The following is a 17,954-nucleotide window of genomic DNA, read 5'->3' on the forward strand; positions in this document are numbered from 1 at the left end:
GTTAAGCACGCCGCCAGCGTTCGTCCTGAGCCAGGATCAAACTCTCCGTGAATGTCTCCACGGGGAGCGGCACAGCAACCACCGGAATAAGGCGGTCCCGCGCACTGCGTCCTCGCTAGTGTTTTTACTTCAAAAGGAATCTCCAACCAACCGATACCGGCTGGCCGGGGATGTCAACATATCTGGCGTTGACTTTTGGCACGCTGTTGAGTTCTCAAGGAACGGACGCTTCCTTCGGACCGCATTCCTGCGGACCCTCCGGGCGCTTCGTTCTTTCGTGTTTCCAGCTTATCAGATCCGAGCTCGTGCTCTTTCCCGACTCACTTTCGTCTTCTGCGACCTGACGGCCCGTCCGACGTTTCAAACTCTAGCCGATCCCCGCTCCGAAAAGCGAATCCGCCGCAATCTCCGAAAAAGCGCACAGCAAATACGAACGAAGCCGCGAAAGAACGCGACCCGCTACGGATCAACTGATGGTTCTCAGGGATTGGCCGCCCCGGGACCGTCCACGCTGTTGCGTGCTCGGTGCTCCCTGTCGGGCAACTCGAAGAACTTTACACATCGGCGGGGCCGGGATCAAGTGGCACCTGGAAGGCCAGGACCGCCACGTCGTCGTCGTGCTCGGCGGTGACGCCGAGGGCGCGGAGGAGGCGGGCGCAGATGGTGTCGGGGGCAGCGACGGGGCCGGCGAGGGTGTCGGCGAGCAGGTCGAGGCCGTGGTCGATGTCCTGGTCGCGGCGTTCGACCAGGCCGTCGGTGTAGAGGACGCCGGTGGTGCCGGGGAGGAGGCGGAGGGTGTGGGAGAGGTGGCCGGCGCCGCCGGTGCCCAGGGGTGGGCCGTTCTGTTCCTCGCCGCGCAGGACGGTGCCGTCGGGGCCGCGGAGCAGGAGGGGGAGGTGGCCGGCGGAGGCGTAGACGAGGGTGGTGGTGGCGGGGTCCCAGACGGCGTAGGTGCAGGTGGCGATCTGGTTGGCGTCGATCTCCATGGCGATGCCGTCGAGCAGGGTCATGATCTCGTGCGGGGGGAGGTCGAGGCGGGCGTAGGCCCGGACGGCGGTGCGGAGCTGGCCCATGACGGCGGCGGCGCGGAGGCCGCGGCCCATGACGTCGCCGATGACGAGGGCGGTGCGGCCGCCGCCGAGGCCGATGACGTCGTACCAGTCGCCGCCGACCGCGGCGTCGGCGCCGCCGGGTTGGTAGGTGGCGGCGACGTGGAGGTCGGCGGGCTGTTCGAGTTTCTGCGGGAGCAGGCTGTGCTGGAGGGTGACGGCGGCCTCGCGCTGGCGGCGTTCGGCTTCGCGGAGGCGGCCGGCGGCCTGGACCTGGTCGGTGACCTCGGTGGCGAAGACCAGGACGCCGGCGGGGGTGGCGCGTTCCTCGGGGCCGAGCGGGACGCAGGCGATGTTGTAGTAGCGGTTGCCGCCGAGGCCGAGGATGCAGCGGGACTTCACGCTGCGGGGGCGGCCGCTGCGCAGGACCTGGTCGAGCAGGGGGAGGACGCCGAGGGTGGTGAGTTCGGGGAGCGACTCGGCGGCGGGGCGGCCGGGGGTGCGGGGGCCGAACAGGTCGCGGTAGGCCTGGTTGGCGTAGCCGAGCAGGTGGTGCGGGCCGTGGGTGAGGGCGACGGGGGCGGGCAGGCGGCGGAGGACCTCGCGGAGGTCGTAGAGGTGCTCGGGGTCGCGGAGGTCGGCGGCGAAGGCTGGCTCGCGGGGGCCGGGGACGGTGACGGTGTCGTCCGCGGTGGCGGGGGCGACCCGCCAGGGGGCTCCGGTGAGCCGGGCGCTCCAGCGCATGAGGTTCAACGTCGGCCGCTTCCTCGGGGGCTGATGGGGGTGGTGCCTGTTCGATGGACCATCGCGGTGTGATTATCACAATGTGTATGCGATACGACACTCGCCGTAATGGCCCCGTCGGGTCGATCCTGTCAGGCTCCGGCGCGATTCCGGAAGTCGCGCCCCCGGTACGGCGCGTCTCGTGACACGCGCGCCGGGGATGTGCTTCCGGCCCCCGCCGGACTCCCCCGGAAACGCTGGATCAGCCGCCCGGACCGGTGGCCGGGTCGGACTCGAATCCGGACTCGAATTCGGCGCGCGGGTGCTCGATCGTGCCGAGCGAGACGACCTCACGCGGGAACAGTCCGCCGAACAGCCAGTCCATCAGCACCCGGACCCGGCGTTCCCGGCTCGGCAGTCGGCGCAGCTGGCGGGCGCGGTGCAGCCACCAGGCGCGGCGGCCGGTGAGCCGGGTGCCGCGCCTGGTGTGGGCGACGGCGCGGTGCAGGCCGAGCGAGGTGGAGCAGGCGGGCCGGTCGGAGCGGTAGCCGGTGAGCGGGTTCCCGGCCAGCTCGGCGGCCAGGTTCTCGGCCAGCAACTTGGCCTGATCCAGGGCGTGTTGGGCGTTGGGGGCGCAGAGTTCGCCGGTGTGGTCGGGGACGGCGGCACAGTCGCCGGCCGCCCAGGCGTCGGGGAGGGCGACGCCCTCGGCGTCCACCACCCGCAGGGTGGGCAGGCAGGTGATCCGGCCGGCGCCGTCGAGCGGCAGGTCGGTCAGCGAGAGCACGGGGGCCGGGCGGACCCCGGCCGTCCAGACCAGCGTGCGGGCGGCGAAGCGGCTGCCGTCGGAGAGCACCATGATCCGGTCGGCGGCGGATTCCAGGGTGGTGGCGACCCGGACGTCGATGTTGCGTTCGCGCAGTTCGGCGTGGGTGTGGTCGGCGAGTTCGGAGGTCTCCTCGCCGAGGATCCGGTCCTTGGCCTCGACCAGCACCCAGCGCAGGTCGTCCGGTTCGAGGTTGTGGTAGCCCTTGGTCGCGGTGCGGGCCATGTCCTCCAGTTCGGCGAGCGCGCCGACGCCCGCGTAGCCGGCCCCGACGAAGACGAAGGTCAGGGCGGCCTGGCGGAGTTCCGGGTCGCGGGTCGAGGAGGCCAGGTCGAGCTGTTCCAGGACGTGGTTGCGCAGGGCGACCGCCTCGCCGACGGTGGCGAAGCCCATGCCGTGCTCGGCGAGGCCGGGGACGGGCGCGGTGCGGGAGACCGAGCCGGGGGCCATCACCAGGACGTCGTAGGGGACTTCGGTGGGGAGCCGGAGTTCGCCGCGCGGGGCGGCGTCCACCCAGGCGGTCCGGGAGGCGTGGTCGATCCGGGTGACCCGGGCGGTGAGCACCCGGCAGTCCGGGAGCGCGGCGCGCAGCGGGACGACCACGTGGCGGGGGTCGATGGAGCCCGCGGCGACCTCGGCCAGCAGGGGCTGGAAGGTCAGGTAGGGCTGCGGTTCGACGACCGTCAGTTCGATCCGGCGGTCCTTCAACTGCGGTCGCAGCAACTGCTGGAGGCGCAGGGCCGCGCTCAGTCCGGCGCAGCCGCCGCCGATGATCAGGACTCGAATGGGGCACCTCCGGCCGGCCCTCGTGCTGTGACCCGTTTCACGTTCCCCCTATGACGCACCCGGGGGTGGCCTCTTGTCCACACTCCGGGCCGGATCGGACCGAATCCGGTCGTGGAAAGGGGGTCGGGCGCCGTCGCGCCGGCGAATGGCGGTCGGTTCCGGCGGGGGAACGCGCACGTTTCGTCCTCGGCGGAGGGGGGCGTGGCCTTCGGGGTTCCTGATGGTGCGTCAAGAGCGGGCAAAGAATGGTGTCGCGGGCGGAACGCCCCACCGGGGTGGTGACGGAGTGCCGTGACGGGTCTCACGTAGGGTGAGGGCCGGTTCGGCGAGGGTTTTGTCCGGAGTGGAGCGGGGATCGGTCCGATCCGGTGCGTCGAGTGGTCCACTTCTGCGGCGAACTTCCCTGAACTATGGTCGGATTGTGCTTCGGGCCGCCGATGGTGCCGGTCCGATCGCCCGGTATCCGGTGGCGTTGGTGCGGACTGCCCGGCGGTCGACCGGGGAAGGTAGTGCGCGGACGTCGGACCGGGACGCGCGCCATGGCGCAGTAGCCGTGCGGGTGCCCACGACGGGGCGCCTCGGGGGAGGTATCGCATGTCGGATCAGGATCAGTTGGCGGGGCGGGTGCCGGTGTCTGCGTTCGGGAGGGCCGCGGTGGATGTGGTGCCGGAGCAGCGCGGCCCGGGCGGTCGGGAGCGGTACGCGTTCCCGCCCGGCGAGCGGGTGGCGGAGTCGGGCCGGGGGGCGAACTCCCGGCTGCGGGTGGACGCCCGGCGGAACCTGGAGAGCGTGCTGCGCGCCGCGCGCGAGGTGTTCGGCGAGCTCGGCTACGGGGCGCCGATGGAGGAGGTCGCCCGGCGGGCCGGGGTCGGGGTCGGCACGGTGTACCGGCGCTTCCCGAGCAAGGAGGTGCTGGTCCAGCGGATCGCCGCCGAGGAGGTCACCTGGCTGACCACCCAGGCCCGGGAGTCGCTGTACGGCGGGCTGACCGGCCCGTGGGACGCGCTGGCGGGCTTCCTGCAGCGGGCCGCCGCCTCGGGCGCGGGCCGGCTGCTGCCGCCGGAGGCGTTCCGGTACGCCGAGGAGATCGGCCGGGTGCCCGAGCAGCGCGGCACCGAACTCCGGCCGTTCGGCGGCCAGTCGGCGGCGGACCCGACCGAGCAGAGCGCGGACCCGCGGCTGCTGCTGCAGCTGCTGGCGGCGCTGGTGGCCCGGGCGGGGGCGGCCGGCGAGCTGCGGCCCGGGGTGACGGTGGCCGACGTGGTGCTGGTGCTGACGGCGGCCGTGCCGGTGCACGCGGCGGCGGCGATGCCGGCCGGCGAGTCCGGCGAGGGCAGTGCCGGGGACCGGCTGCTGCAGATCCTGCTGCAGGGGCTGCGCGCGGCCTGATCCGGCGGCCCGGCCGCCGCGGCGCACCGGACCTGGGGTCGAACAGGGCCGGGGGGTCGACGGATTGACGGACCGTACGGGACGATGGCCGGGGCGGGGAACCGTCCGGGCGCATCGTTCGAGTGACGGGCCCGGCCGGGCCGCGGGTTGCGGGGCGGTCGGGCGACCGGCCGTCCGAATACGCGCGGTGCCTGTGCCGCCGGGTTCCGAACACCTCGGCGAGCGGCGGCCCGGAAGAGTGGGCCGGGGCGGAAGCGGCTACCGGTGGTCGCTGCGCTATGCCATCCTTTGCCCGTGGTTGGAGCCATTGTCCCGTTGCGTACCGTGACCGCCCTCGAATCCGGGGGGCGGCCCGTTCCGTACGCCGCGCCGCGGGGCGGTGCCCGGTGAGTCCCGAGGAGCAGAACGAGGCCGGGGAGTTCGGTGCCGGTCCGGTCGCCCCCGGGCAGGTCCCGGACCAGGGCGGCAGTCCCGCCCGGGAGTCGCTGAGCGGGCGGGTGCCGGGCCAGGCCCCGGCCGGCCTCGGCGGGGTCGCCCCGGAGGCGTTCGTCGGCGAGGACTCCTTCGTCCCGGACGAGCTGCGGGCCACGGTGCCCGCGCCCGCCGATCCGGTCGACGGGGAACGCCCGGCCTCGGACTCCGAGTTGACCGCCCGGGTGCGGGCCGGCGAGGACGCCGCGTACGAGGAGATCTACCGGCGGCACGCGGACGCCGTCCGCCGCTACGCCCGGACCTGCTGCCGGGACAGCTTCACCGCCGAGGACCTGGCCGGTGAGGTGTTCGCCCGCACCCTGCAGGCGCTCAAGGCGGGCAAGGGGCCGGAGTTCGCGGTCCGCGCGTACCTGCTGACGGCCGTCCGGAACGTCGCGGCGGCCTGGGCCAGGTCCGACCGGCGCGAGCAGCTGGTCGACGACTTCACCGGTTTCGCCGAGGGCTCCGCCGCCACCATCGAGTTCGACCTGGCCGACCCGGGCGCGGACGCCTGGGCGCTGGCACTGGCCGACCGGCGGATGGTGATGCGGGCGTACGCCGAACTGCCCGAGGACGACCGGGTGGTGCTCTGGCACACCGAGGTCGAGCGGGAGTCGCCGAAGACCGTCGCGGTGATGCTCGGCAAGACCGCCAACGCGACCGCGGTGCAGGCCCACCGGGCCCGCGACCGGCTGGCCGCCGCGTTCCTGCAGGCGCACGTGTCGGGCAGCCAGGAGTCCGGCTGCGCGGCGTACGCCAACCGGCTCGGCGCGTACGCCCGCGGCTCCCTGCGCAAGCGCGCCTCCGCGGAGGTGGGCAAGCACGTCCAGGACTGCACCCGGTGCACGGCGGCGTACCTGGAGCTGGCCGACATCAACCACAGCCTGCGCGCCGTGCTGCCCGGCGGGGCGCTGCTCTGGATCGGCACCGGCTGGTTCTCGGTCGCGGCCGCGGCGGTCGGCGGCGCCGCCGTCACGGGCGCGGCGGTCACCGGCGCGGCCGTGGTGGGCGGCACGGCCACCGGGGGGACGGGCACGGCCGGTGCCGCGGCGGGGGCCGCGGGCGGGGCCGGGTCCTCCGGCGGCGGCGGTGCCGCGGCGGCCGGCGAGGGGCTGGGCACGGCCGCGAAGGCGGGCATCGCCGCGGGCATCGCGGTGGTCGCCGCCGCGGTCGCCGCGTTCGCGCTCACCGGTTCGCCCGCGCCGGCCCCGCCGGTGGCCGCGCCGCCGGTCACCACGGCACCGGACACGCCCGCGCCGGTGCCGAGCCCGGCGCCGGCGCCGACGCCGTCCCCGACGCCCACGCCGACTCCCGAGCCGGAGCCGACGCCGACTCCCACGCCGACCCCGACGCCCACTCCCACGCCGAAGCCGACCCCGACGCCCCGGCAGGTTCCGCCGCCCGCGCCGGCGCCGGACCCCGCGCCGTCACCGACGCCGACCCCCACGCCGACCCCGACGCCGTCGCCCACCCCGGTGGTCAGCCAGTTCTGGCTGGACGAGCTGCCGCTGAACCGGGGGCACCGGGCCGCGGAGGCCGGTCCGACCATCCGCGGCGGCGGCCCGGTGCTGCAGCGGCCGGCGGCCTGGCTGCACGGCAACCGCTACCAGCACGTGCTGGCCGTCCCGGTGCCGGCCCGGGTCACCATCGACCTGAACCGGCCCTGCCGGGCGTTCGACGCGGTGGTGGGGCTGGACGACCTGGGCGTCTCGTTCGGCCGGGCGGTGTTCTCCGTCCAGGGCGACGACGGCACGGTGCTGTGGAGCTCCCCCGAGATGTCCCCGTGGGACCGCCCGGTGCCGGTGCACGTCCCGCTCGACGGGCAGTCGGCCCTCCGCCTGCTGGTCACGCCGGTCCCGGGCTCCGTCCCGGTCGTCGACCTCGCGGACTGGGCCCAGGCCCGGCTGACCTGCTGAGCCGGCGGCCCGGTCAGATCGCGCAGGCGCCGTCCTCGCAGGTGTCGGCGGCCGGGGCGAGCGGGACGATCCGCTGGGCGGTCTCGGCCTCGACCTGGCGGAGCACCTGGAGGAAGGTCTCGGCCTCCTGGCCGCCCTGGACCGCCCACTTGCCCTCGAAGACGAAGGTGGGGACGGCGGTGACGCCGATGGCGCGGGCCTCGGCGAGGGCGGCCCTGGTCTCGGCCTCGCCCTCGTCGCCGGCCAGGTAGGCGGCGGCGCGCCCGCGGTCGAGCCCGGCCTCGGCGGCGAGGTCGGCCAGCGCCTCGGTGTCGCCGACGTTCACGCCCTCGGTGAAGTGGGCCTTGAGCAGGCGCTCCTTGAGCGCGGCCTGGACGGCGGGGCCGTACTCGGTCTCGGCGAGGTGCAGCAGGCGGTGCGCGCGCAGGGTGTTGACCTCCTGCACGGTGTCGAAGTCGTAGTCGATGCCGAGGTCGCGGCCGACCTCGGTGATCCGGGCGTCCATGGCCAGGGACTGCGGCCCGTAGCGCTCGGCGAGCCACTCGCGGTGCGGGCGGGCCTGCTCGGGCGCGTCCGGGACGAGCTGGTAGGGGCGGTAGACCACCTCGACGCCGTCCTTGCCCTCGAAGGTGTCGAGGGCCTGCTCGAAGCGCCGCTTGCCGACGTAGCACCAGGGGCAGGCGATGTCCGAGTAGATTTCGACCTTCATGGCGGGGGTGACTCCTGTCGGGCGGTTCGCGGCGGCCGGTCGGCCTCCGGAAGAAGATGAACGCTCAACCATCAGGAGTCATTCCAGAACGGGACGGACCGGACCCGGGACGGACCGGTCAGCCCTCCGCGGCGGGCGGCGGGACCACCAGCACCGGGCAGGTCGCGTGGTGGACGGCGGCGGTGCTGACCGAGCCGAGCAGCAGCCGGGCGAAGCCGCCGTTGCCGCGGGTGCCGAGGACCAGGGTGTGCCGGCCCGCGGCGGCCCGGAGCAGCAGGTCGACGACGTTGCCGAGGACGACGTGCAGGGTGAGTTCGCCCGCGTAGGGGCGGGGGCGGGCGGCCTGGACGGTGGCGACGGCCCGGCGCAGGCCGTCGGACATGCTGGCGGTCAGCCGTTCGACGCTCTCCTGGACCAGGTCGGCCATGCCCGGCGGGTAGCCGGTCGGCGAGGGGTTGACCACGGCGAGGACGTGCAGCGGGAGGCCGTGCGCCTCGGCCTCGGTCATGGCGCGGTCGAGGGCCCAGAGCGAGGCGTCGGAGCCGTCGCAGCCGGTGAGGATCGCGGGGCCGGGCGGCGGCGGCTCGGCGCGGACGGGCAGCTCGGCGGTCATCGCGGGCCTCCGGGGGCAGGGGCGGGACGGGCACCGACGCTACCCCGGGGCCGTCCTCCGGCCGTGCAGGCGCGCGAGCCGGACGGCCGGGTCGCGGGCCCGGTGCGGACCGGCGGCCGGTCAGGTGGCGAGCGCGGTGCGCCGGGGGGCGGGCAGGCCGGTCCAGGAGGAGCCGGGGCGGCGGGCGGCGAGGCGGCGCAGCCAGAGTTCCGTCCCGATCACCTCGGCGAGGGCGGCGAGCGCGGCGGGGGACGCCGTCCGGGCGGGGTCGGCGGCGGCGGCGAGGGCCTTGCGGGCGGCGGGGGTGTCGAGCAGTCCGGCCTCGCCGAGCAGCGGGCGGTCGAGGAGTTCGGCGAGGGCGGGGGCGGCGGCGCGCAGGCCGCGGCGGGCCAGGTCGTGCCGGTCGGGTCCGGGGGTGCGGCCCCAGTCGGCGGGGAGGTCGGTGCGGCCGGCGCCGGCCAGTACGGCGGCGAGCAGGGCGGGGCGGGAGCCGGGCTGCAGGCGCAGGTCGTCGGGGAGCAGGCGGGCGGCCCGGAGCACCTGGTTGTCGAGGAAGGGGGCGTGCAGGCGCTGGCCGTGCTGTTCGGCGGCGTGTTCCAGGGTGCGGTAGTGGGCGGCGTGCCGGTGCAGGGCGAGCCGGGCCCGGCGGGCGCCGGGGGGTTCGGCGGGGGCGGGGCCGCGGGCGGCGGTGCGCAGGTGCTGGGCGAGGGCGGCGAGCGGTTCGTCGGCGAGCAGGTGGGCGGCGGGGCCGGGGCGGTGCCAGGCGAGTTCGGCGACCGTGGAGTTTCCCATCGTCCGTCCGGTGAAAGGTTCCTGACGGAGGGTCAGCCGGTGGGCGAGTTCGTCGAGGGCGTCGGCGTAGCGGCCGCGGGCGAGGCGGCGGGCGGCGCGGAGCACGGTGACGGGGGTCTGCAGGGTGCCGGTGAGGGCGCCGGCGGTGGCCCGGTCGGCGCCGGCCAGGGCGGCGAGCGGGGCGAGCAGGTCGAGCGGGCGGCCGGCCCGGATCAGGTCGGAGAGCCGGGCGGGGTGGCCGTCGAGGACCTGGCGGGCACCGTGGCCGGTGAGGTGGTCGGCGCCGCCGGCCCGGTGGGCGGCGGCGTAGCGGGCGGCCTCGGTCAGGACGGGGCCGGGTTCGTCGGTGAGCGGCCCGGCGAGGGGGTCGGCGAGGCCGGTGTAGGGGGCGACCGGGTCGAGCACGAGGTGGCGCAGCCGGGGGGCGTGCACGGCGAGGGCGAGTCCGGTGGCGTCGCCGAGGGTGACGGCGGGCAGCGACTCGGGTTCGGGCCGGTCGGGGCGCCGGGCCCAGGAGCCCTTGACGGCTCCGGTGCGGGCGGTGGGCCGGTCGGGTCCGGCGTCGGGTCCGGGTCCGGCGGGCAGCGGGACGGCGGCGGCGAGCAGGGCGACGGTGGCGGAGGCGGTGCCGTAGGAGAGGTCGACGCCGAGCCGGGGCCGGTCGGTGGGGGCGGTGGCGCGGACCCGGCAGCGGACGGCTTCCAGCAGGGCGCGGGTGAGTTCGCGGACGGCGGGGGCCTCGGCGCGCTCCTCGGCGGGGTCCTCCAGGTAGGAGGTGTGGTCGGCGCGGTCGCCGCGGATGCCGAGGACGTGGCCGGGCGGGACGCGGTGCACGCCGCGGTAGGGGGTGCGGTCGCCGAGCGTCTCGGGGGTCTCGGGGGTGGCGAGCCGGGCGGCGAGGTGGCCGGCGTCGACGGGGGCGCCGACCAGGTCGGCGAGCGGGAGGGCGGCGGTGGCGTAGGCGGTGCCGCCGGCGAAGGGGGCGTGGAAGACGGGGCGGGCGCCGGCCAGGTCGGTGAGCAGCACGGTGGAGCGGGTGCCGGTGCGCAGCACGACGGTGTAACTGCCGGGCCAGCGGGTGAGGTGGCGCAGGGCGCCGCCGCGGGCGGCGGCGAGGCCGTCGGCGAGTTCGCGGTCGGTGGCGCCGCAGCGGCCGGCGACGGCGAGGCGCAGGGTGGCGGGGGTGTCGTGGCCGGCGTCGTCGGCGGGGTCGTGCGGGTCGAGGCCGCCGCGGACGGTGGCGGGGCCGCCGGGGCGGAGCACGGCGAGGCGCAGTTCGTCGGGGCGCCAGTCGCCGACCGCCCAGAGCGGGCCGGGGCCGCCCCAGAGCAGGGTGCCGGCGATCGGGCGGACCGCGGCGAGGGTCGGGTCGGCGGCGGTCCGGCCGCCCCATCCGGTGAGCCACCGCATCGCGCCTCCACCTGTGGTGCGGGCGCGCGCGGCGAACGGCCGGGCGGGCGTACGGGGTTGGCGCGCCGTCAGGAGACATCGTGCCACCACCGGGGCCGTCGGGAGCCGGGCTTTCCGGGGTCGCGGGAACGCACGGCCCGGGCCTCCCCCTCCGGGGCCCGGACCGTACGGGTCTCGAACTCCCCTTCGGGGTACGGTCGGTGACGGGTCGCGGGGGCGCCGGACCGGTCCGCGGACGCCACGGCCCGGCCGTTTTTGGCCGAAAGGCGCCGCACGGACCGGGAGGGCATCCGCATGCCCTCCCGGACGCGCCGCCGCCCGCGGGGATCGGGGCGGCGTTTCCCCCGGCCCGCCGGGTCCTCGACGGCGGGCCGATCCACGGGGTCCAGCGAATCGCCCACCTGCCGCTGCGGACAGGGAGCACGGGTGGCGCACACGGGCACGGGACCGGAGCACGAGCGTCCGGCAGGTGCCGGAGGACCGTGCCGCGGGCCCCCGCGCGCCCCGCCCGGACGCGGCGCGTTCCCGCCAACCGGAATGCGACCTCTTAACCCTGGGAAGGCGGGCGACTACGCTAGGTGCTGCAGTCCGGTGGCGTGCTGCTGTCCCAGCGCCCCGTCGCCATCCGCGCACGACGTCGCCAGGGGGTGCCACCGCCACCATGACCGTCAGCTCACGAGGGCCGAACGACCGGCTCGGGGCACTCCTCGCGCTCGCCCAGATCAGCAACGCCGGGCTCGCCCGCCGGGTCAACGACCTGGGCGCGCAACGCGGCCTGACCCTCCGCTACGACAAGACCTCGGTGGCCCGCTGGGTGACCAAGGGCATGGTTCCGCAGCGCCCGGTGCCGCACCTGATCGCCACCGCGCTCGGCAACAAGCTGGGCCGCCCGGTGCCGCTGGAGGAGATCGGCCTGGCCGATTCGCACCCCACGCCCGAGCTGGGCCTGGAGTTCCCGCGCGAGGTCCCGGAGGCGGTCCGCTCCGCCACCGAGCTCTGGCGGGTCGACCTGGACCTGCGGCGCGGGCCCGGCGGCGGCCGGTGGAGCGACAGCCTGGCCGGCACCTTCTCGGTGGCCGCGTACGCGACGCCGGTCTCGCGCTGGCTGATCACGCCCGCGGACGGCTCGGTGGCCCGCGAGGCCGTCCCGGACCTGACGGGCAGGGGGGCACCTCCCGGTGCCCCCGGGCACCGGGGGAGAGTCGGGCACGTGGACGCCGCGAAGCTCCGCGAAGCCGCCCAGGAGGCCCGCCGCTGGGACTCCAAGTACGGTGGCGGCGACTGGCGTTCCTCGATGGTGCCGGAGTGCCTGCGGGTGGAGGCGGCCCCGCTGCTGCTCGCCTCGTACAGCGACGCGGTGGGCCGGGCGCTGTTCGGCGCGACCGCCGAACTGACCAGGCTGGCGGGCTGGATGGCCTTCGACACCGGCCAGCACGAGGCCGCGCAGCGCTACTACATCCAGGCGCTGCGGCTGGCCCGGGCGGCGGGGGACGTGCCGCTCGGCGGCTACGTGCTGGCCTCGATGAGCCTGCAGGCGTCCTACCGCTCCTTCCCGGACGAGGCGGTGGACCTCGCGCAGGCCGCGCTGGAGCGCAACCGGGGCCTGGCCACCGCCCGCACCATGAGCTTCTTCCACCTGGTCGAGGCCCGGGCGCACGCCAAGGCCGGCAACGCCCCCGCCTGCGGCAGCGCGCTGGCCGCCGCCGAGGCCGCGCTGGACCGGTCCCGGCCCGGCGACGCCGACCCGACCTGGATCGACTTCTACGCCTACGACCGGCTGGCGGCGGACGCCGCCGAGTGCTTCCGCGACCTCGGCGTGCCCAGCAAGGTCCGGCAGTTCACCCGGGAGGCGCTGGCCCGGCCGACCGAGGGCTTCGTCCGCTCGCACGGCCTGCGGCTGGTGGTCTCGGCGATGGCCGAGGCGGAGGCCGGCGACCTGGACGCCGCGGTCGCGGCGGGCGAGCGGGCCGTCGAGGTGGCGGGGCGGATCTCCTCGCACCGCAGCCGCGAGTACATGGTGGAGCTGCTGCGCCGGCTGGAGCCGTACCGGGACGAGCAGCGGGTCAAGGAGCTGACCGAACGGGCCCGGCTGGTGCTGACCACCGGCTGACGGCCCGTCGACCCCTACGCGCGCCGGGCCCGCCCGTGGCACCATCGGGGCGGGTCCGGTCCGAACGTTCGCAAAGGGGTGCGGGGTTGAAGCACGACGTCCAGGTCCTGGTGGTCGGCGGCGGCATCGTCGGCCTGTCCACCGCGTACGCGCTCACCCGGGAGCACCCCGAACTGGGCGTCACCGTCCTGGAGAAGGAGAGCGCGCTCGCCACCCACCAGACCGGCCGCAACAGCGGGGTGATCCACAGCGGCGTCTACTACCGGCCCGGCTCGCTCAAGGCCCGGTACGCCACCGGCGGCGCCCGCGAGATGGTCGAGTTCTGCCGCGACCAGGGCATCGCGCACGAGGTCACCGGCAAGCTGATCGTGGCCACCGACCGGGCCGAACTGCCCCGGCTCGCCGACCTGGCCGAGCGCGGCCGGGCCAACGGCATCCCGCTGCTCGAACTCGACCCGGCCGGCATCCGCGAGCACGAGCCCGAGGTGTCCGGCATCGCCGGCCTGCACCTCGCCACCACCGGCATCTGCGACTACCCGGCGGTGGCCCGCCGGTACGCGGCGCTGGCCGGCGAGCGCGGGGCCGAACTCCGGCTCGCCACCACCGTCCTGGGGATCGCCCGGCGGTCCGACGGGGTCACCGTCACCACCCCGCACGGCGAGATCCGCTGCGCGGTGCTGGTCAACTGCGCGGGCCTGCACAGCGACCGGATCGCCCGGCTGGCCGGCGACGACCCCGGCGTCCGGATCGTGCCGTTCCGCGGCGAGTACTACGAACTCGCCGCGCACCGGCGCAAGCTGGTCCGCGGCCTGGTCTACCCCGTCCCGGACCCGGCCTTCCCGTTCCTCGGCGTGCACCTGACCCGGGGCGTCCACGGGGACGTCCACGTCGGGCCGAACGCGGTGCCGGCGCTGGCCCGCGAGGGCTACGACTGGCGGACGTTCAGCGCCCGGGACACCGCCGAGACGGTGCGCTTCCCCGGCGCCTGGCGGATCGCCCGCCGGCACTGGCGCTACGAGCTGGGCGAGCTGCACCGCTCGCTCTCCAAGCGGGCCTTCACCACCGCGGTCCGCCGCCTGCTGCCCGCCGTCACCGAGGCCGACCTGGTCCCGACCGCGGCCGGGGTGCGGGCCCAGGCGGTGGCCGCCGACGGCACCCTGCTCGACGACTTCGCCTTCGCCGGCTTCGACCCGGCGGACCGGCGCTCCCCGCGCCGGGTGGTGCACGTCCTCAACGCGCCCTCCCCGGCGGCGACGGCCTCGCTGGGGATCGGCCGCGAGGTGGCCCGCCGGGCGGTGGCCGCGCTGGCCGCGGGCTGAACCCCGGGCGACGGGCCGGGCGGCGGGCCGGGTCCCGGGCGGGTGCCGGGCGGTCGACCGACCGCGCCCGGTCCGCCGCGTCACCCGTTTAGACTGGTGCGATTGTGACCTCCTCCGCCCCCAGCACCCAGTTGTCCGCGTCGGCCCGGCTGTCCGCCGCCCCGGCGGGCTACCCCGCGCCCATGTACCCGCACAAGGCCACCGAGGCCCAGCACCGCGAGCAGCGCATCCGCAGCTTCCAGCCCCGCCGGGGCCGGATGACCAAGGCCCAGGCCGGGGCGCTGGACCGCGGCTGGGAGCGGTACGGCCTCGCCATCGACGGGACGCCGCTGGACCTGGCGACGCTCTTCGCCGGCCGTCCGGTGACGCTGGAGATCGGCTTCGGGATGGGCGACACCACGGCCGCGATGGCCGCCGCCGCCCCCGACGCGGGCATCCTCGCCGCCGACGTGCACACCCCGGGCCACGGCAACCTGCTGCAGTTCCTGGAGCGGGACGGCTCCGACAACGTCCGGCTCGCCGCGGGCGACGCGGTGATCCTGCTGCGCGACATGCTGCCGGACGCCTCGCTGGCCGGTCTGCGGGTGTACTTCCCGGACCCGTGGCCGAAGCCGAAGCACCACAAGCGCCGGCTGATCCAGGAGTCCTTCCTGGCCCTGGTGCTGCCGCGGCTCGCGCCGGGCGCGCTGGTGCACTGCGCGACGGACTGGGAGCCGTACGCGGAGCAGATGCTGGCCGTCCTGGACGCCTCGCCGGAGCTGGACAACCTGCACCCCGAGGGCGACGGCTCGGGCTGGCTGGAGCCGGCCGAGCACCCGGCCGACAGCGTGCCGGGCTACGCGCCGCGGCCCGACTGGCGTCCGGTGACGAAGTTCGAGCGGGCCGGCCTGGCCAAGGGCCACGTGGTGCACGACCTGCTGTTCCGCCGCCGCTAAGCCGCCCCGCCGGGCCCGCCGCCGGTCAGGCGGTGATCTTCCCGGCGGCGAGCAGCGCGGCCAGCGCCGTCCGCTGCGCGTAGGCCAGCAGCGCGACGGTGACCGCGGACATCAGCAGGCCGAACAGCAGGTGCCCGAGGACGCCGGTCACGGCCGCGCCGAGCAGCCCGAGCAGGAAGTGGCTGCCGATCCGCAGGCCGACCAGCGCGAGCGCCGTGTTCCGGGTGCCCTTGCCGCGCCACATCAGCTTGGCGAGCTTGAGCCGGCCGCGCATCATCGTCAGCGACACCGCGAGGTTGACCACGCCCAGGGCGACCAGGGCGGGCCAGGCGTCGGGCAGCGCCCGCAGCAGGTCGAAGGCCCCGGCGAGGACGCCCTCGAAGCCGAAGAACCAGACCGGCAGCCGCATCGCGGCCGCGCTCGGCGGTTCCTCCGCCGCGAGCTCCGCGGGCGCCGCGGGCTTCACGAACTCCACGGGCTGCACGGGCTGCACCGGCTCCGCCAGGACGGCGGTGGTGGTGGCGTAGGTGTCGATGGCGATGCTGCTCATGGTGTCCCCCGGTCCGTCCCCGCGACCCGCCCGAACCCGTTGTCCGGCGGTGGCACCACTCTGCCCGGGCGGCCCCGCCCGGGCCCAGGATGCACCGTCACCAGGTCCGCATGACGGATGTCACGAGCCGCCGGCCGCCGCTCCCCGGGGGACCGCCGCGGCGCCGCGCTCGCCGATCTCCTCGGCCAACCAGGCCTGGTAGGCGAAGAGTTGGCCCCGGTCGTCGAAGCCGCGCCGACGCTCGTACGGCTCGGCGGCGTGCACCAGGACCCGGACCCCGAACCGGCGCCGGCCGCGACCGATCCGGACCAGGCCCGCGATCCCCCACAGCACCGGCGCGGCCATCACGACCAGCAGGCCGACCGGATGGACGAGCGCTCCGCCCCAGTCGCCCTTCCCCAGCGGGAACGGCTCCCGGAAGAACATCTCGACCCGCACGCCGTCCGGCCCGGTGACCTCCCGGCGCCCGGACGGCGGCAACTGCTCCGACTGCTTCTTCTCCCCCATGGCGCCATGCTAGGGAGGCCGAGCACCCGGCGGAACCCGTGCGACCGTGCTGACGATCGGTCACCCTCCGGGTGCGGATCGTACCGACCCCTCCCACCGGAACGCGGGCTTCCCCTACCCTGCTGCAGGTGAGCAGTCCGCCCGGCGGCCGGGCCTCCCCCGGGCCGCCCGTGGGGGCGGCCGCCATGGCCGCCGAGTCCCCGACGCCCCCCACCGGCCTCCGGTCGCTCCCGGAGCCGGCCGCGCGCCGGTCCTGCGGGCTGCTCCCGGGGCGGTCGCGGTCCTCGGTGGCCGCGGGGCGGGTGCCCCGGCAGTCGACCGCTCCCCCGTCGAGCCGGACGGTGCCCCCGCTGCTGCGCCGGCTGCCGGCCCTCCCGCTGCTGCGCCGACTGCGGCTGCCGGCGCTCTCCTCGGCCCTGGCGGCGCTGGCGCTGGCCGGTTCGGGCGTGCTGATCCTGCACCTGGTGCAGCGGCAGACCGGGACGACGGGGTTGCTGGTCGGGCTGGGCCTGGCGCTGCTGCCGCTGCCGTTCGTGCTGGGTTCGCTGGCCTGGCTGAACCAGACCGCGCGGGTGCCGATCCGGCACACCCTGTTCTGCCTGGCCTGGGGGGCGTGCGCCGCGACCACCGTGGCGATCCTGGCCAACGGGTGGGCGAGCGACTTCCTGCTCGCCCACCAGGGCCTGCGCGGGGAGACCCTGGGCGCGGAGTTCGCCACCCCGCTGATCGAGGAGGTGGCGAAGGGCTCGGCGCTGCTGGTGCTGCTGGTGCCGCTGCGGCGCGGGCACCGCTGCGAGCCGGACCGCCCGTGCGGGCGGCTGCGCCGTCTGCTCTGGCACCGGCGGGGCCCGGAGCGGCCGGTGCCGCACTTCCGGCCCGCCCCGGCCGGCCGGCAGCGGGCCCGGTCGAGCCCGCGGACGCTGGCGGCGGGCACGGTGCTGGGCGGGGTGACGGCCTGCGGGTTCGCCTTCACCGAGAACGCGCTGTACCTGGGCCGGGCGTTCACCGCGGACCGGCAGGCCCGGATCGACGCGATCGGCCTGGGCCAGGCCCCGAGCCTGCGGGACTTCGACGGGACGGTGCACACCTTCGTCCTGCGGGCCCTGCTGTCGCCGTTCGCGCACCCGCTGTTCACCGCGATGACCGGCCTCGGCCTGGCCGTCACGCTGACCACCGCCCGCCGCCTGCCGGCCCGGCTCGGCGCACCGGTCGGGCTGCTGCTGGCGATGGGGCTGCACGGGGTGTGGAACGCGGCGGCGGGGCTGGGCACGGACGGCTTCCTGCTGGTCTACGGCCTGGTGATGGTGCCGTGCTTCGCGGCCCTGGTGTGCTTCGCGGTCTGGGCGCAGACCCGCCGCACCCGGCAGCCGGCCACCGGGCCGCCGCCACCCGCGGAGCCGCCGGAGGCACCCGAGCCACCCGAGCCACCGGCTGCGGAACCGCTCGCGGACCCCGGCACCGACCTGCGGTGACGCGTGTGGCGGGATTGGATTTCCCTTCTGCGCGGGACTCCCGTAGAGTCGTGTTCACCGACGCGGGGTGGAGCAGCTCGGTAGCTCGCTGGGCTCATAACCCAGAGGTCGCAGGTTCAAATCCTGTCCCCGCTACTCAGTAGCACGAAGGCCCGGAGGCATCGCCTCCGGGCCTTCGTCGTGTTCCGGTCCGGTCCCGCCGGATAAATCCGTTGCCCGGGGCGGTGGGCGGTGCCTATGGTGGCGGCACACTGAAAGGAGGTGATCCTGAGTTGAGTTCTTTCAGGATGCGTGAGGTGGCTGCTCGCTAGAGCCGCCCCTGCCTGTGCAGTGTCGGGGCCTTCGGCCCCCGGCTCAGGCTAATTCCCAGCAGTCAC

General features: G+C 76.0%; 12 protein-coding genes, 1 tRNA gene and 1 pseudogene. 7 read left to right on the plus strand and 7 right to left on the minus strand.

The annotated features are described in order from the left end of the window. Positions 1–566 precede the first annotated feature (566 nt). Together ACIQBJ_RS08680 and ACIQBJ_RS08685 are read right to left on the minus strand one after the other, a co-directional pair. Positions 567–1,802 (minus strand): annotated as a pseudogene (locus tag ACIQBJ_RS08680) (PP2C family protein-serine/threonine phosphatase); the annotation flags it as partial. Between the two features lie 232 nt (positions 1,803–2,034). After that, positions 2,035–3,321 carry an NAD(P)/FAD-dependent oxidoreductase gene (locus tag ACIQBJ_RS08685; protein ID WP_400705860.1) on the minus strand — a complete coding sequence of 429 codons (1,287 nt, stop codon included), beginning with the start codon at positions 3,319–3,321 and terminating at the stop codon, positions 2,035–2,037. Positions 3,322–3,978: 657 nt separating this feature from the next. Here ACIQBJ_RS08685 and ACIQBJ_RS08690 point away from each other — a divergent pair. Both ACIQBJ_RS08690 and ACIQBJ_RS08695 read left to right on the plus strand, forming a co-directional pair. Then, positions 3,979–4,773, plus strand: a complete 795-nt coding sequence (locus ACIQBJ_RS08690; protein WP_400705863.1) for a TetR/AcrR family transcriptional regulator — start codon at positions 3,979–3,981, stop codon at positions 4,771–4,773. 386 nt (positions 4,774–5,159) lie between these two features. Then, positions 5,160–7,160, plus strand: coding sequence for a sigma-70 family RNA polymerase sigma factor (locus ACIQBJ_RS08695; protein ID WP_400705866.1), 2,001 nt, complete (start codon positions 5,160–5,162; stop codon positions 7,158–7,160). Positions 7,161–7,173: 13 nt separating this feature from the next. Here the strand turns inward: ACIQBJ_RS08695 and ACIQBJ_RS08700 are convergent, their stop codons facing one another. From ACIQBJ_RS08700 to ACIQBJ_RS08710, 3 genes are all read right to left on the minus strand, one after another. Continuing rightward, on the minus strand, positions 7,174–7,869 hold the full coding sequence (locus tag ACIQBJ_RS08700) for a DsbA family oxidoreductase (protein ID WP_400705869.1): 696 nt from the start codon (positions 7,867–7,869) through the stop codon (positions 7,174–7,176). A gap of 118 nt (positions 7,870–7,987) precedes the next feature. Next, complete coding sequence (locus ACIQBJ_RS08705; protein WP_400705872.1) at positions 7,988–8,482, minus strand: universal stress protein; 495 nt, start codon at positions 8,480–8,482, stop codon at positions 7,988–7,990. Between the two features lie 120 nt (positions 8,483–8,602). Next, entirely contained in the window at positions 8,603–10,684 is a 2,082-nt protein-coding gene (locus ACIQBJ_RS08710) for an asparagine synthase-related protein (protein WP_400705875.1), read from the minus strand. 661 nt (positions 10,685–11,345) lie between these two features. On the opposite strand from ACIQBJ_RS08710, the gene ACIQBJ_RS08715 reads away from it, so the two are divergent. The 3 genes from ACIQBJ_RS08715 (at position 11,346) to trmB (ending at position 15,048) form a co-directional block, all read left to right on the plus strand. Continuing rightward, on the plus strand, positions 11,346–12,794 hold the full coding sequence (locus tag ACIQBJ_RS08715) for an MFS transporter (protein WP_400705878.1): 1,449 nt from the start codon (positions 11,346–11,348) through the stop codon (positions 12,792–12,794). Positions 12,795–12,880: 86 nt separating this feature from the next. Then, positions 12,881–14,113 (plus strand): L-2-hydroxyglutarate oxidase, encoded by a 1,233-nt coding sequence (gene lhgO, locus ACIQBJ_RS08720; protein WP_400705881.1) that lies wholly within the window; start codon positions 12,881–12,883, stop codon positions 14,111–14,113. 104 nt (positions 14,114–14,217) lie between these two features. After that, the gene (gene trmB, locus ACIQBJ_RS08725; protein ID WP_400705884.1) at positions 14,218–15,048 is read left to right on the plus strand and encodes a tRNA (guanosine(46)-N7)-methyltransferase TrmB; all 831 of its coding nucleotides are present in this window, start codon (positions 14,218–14,220) and stop codon (positions 15,046–15,048) included. 25 nt (positions 15,049–15,073) lie between these two features. Here trmB and ACIQBJ_RS08730 read toward each other — a convergent pair whose 3' ends face one another. Beyond that, positions 15,074–15,598 carry a hypothetical protein gene (locus ACIQBJ_RS08730; RefSeq protein WP_400705886.1) on the minus strand — a complete coding sequence of 175 codons (525 nt, stop codon included), beginning with the start codon at positions 15,596–15,598 and terminating at the stop codon, positions 15,074–15,076. A 120-nt stretch (positions 15,599–15,718) separates the two neighbouring features. Further along, positions 15,719–16,105, minus strand: coding sequence for a hypothetical protein (locus tag ACIQBJ_RS08735; protein WP_400705888.1), 387 nt, complete (start codon positions 16,103–16,105; stop codon positions 15,719–15,721). A gap of 128 nt (positions 16,106–16,233) precedes the next feature. Here ACIQBJ_RS08735 and ACIQBJ_RS08740 point away from each other — a divergent pair, with 128 nt between their 5' ends. Both ACIQBJ_RS08740 and ACIQBJ_RS08745 read left to right on the plus strand, forming a co-directional pair. Beyond that, positions 16,234–17,577 (plus strand): PrsW family intramembrane metalloprotease, encoded by a 1,344-nt coding sequence (locus tag ACIQBJ_RS08740; RefSeq protein WP_400705890.1) that lies wholly within the window; start codon positions 16,234–16,236, stop codon positions 17,575–17,577. Positions 17,578–17,638: 61 nt separating this feature from the next. Then, positions 17,639–17,712 (plus strand) — tRNA-Met (locus ACIQBJ_RS08745). Positions 17,713–17,954 lie beyond the last annotated feature (242 nt).

The sequence above is a fragment of the Kitasatospora sp. NPDC088391 genome (assembly GCF_044753345.1).
In the GTDB taxonomy this organism is placed as follows: Bacteria; Actinomycetota; Actinomycetes; order Streptomycetales; family Streptomycetaceae; genus Kitasatospora.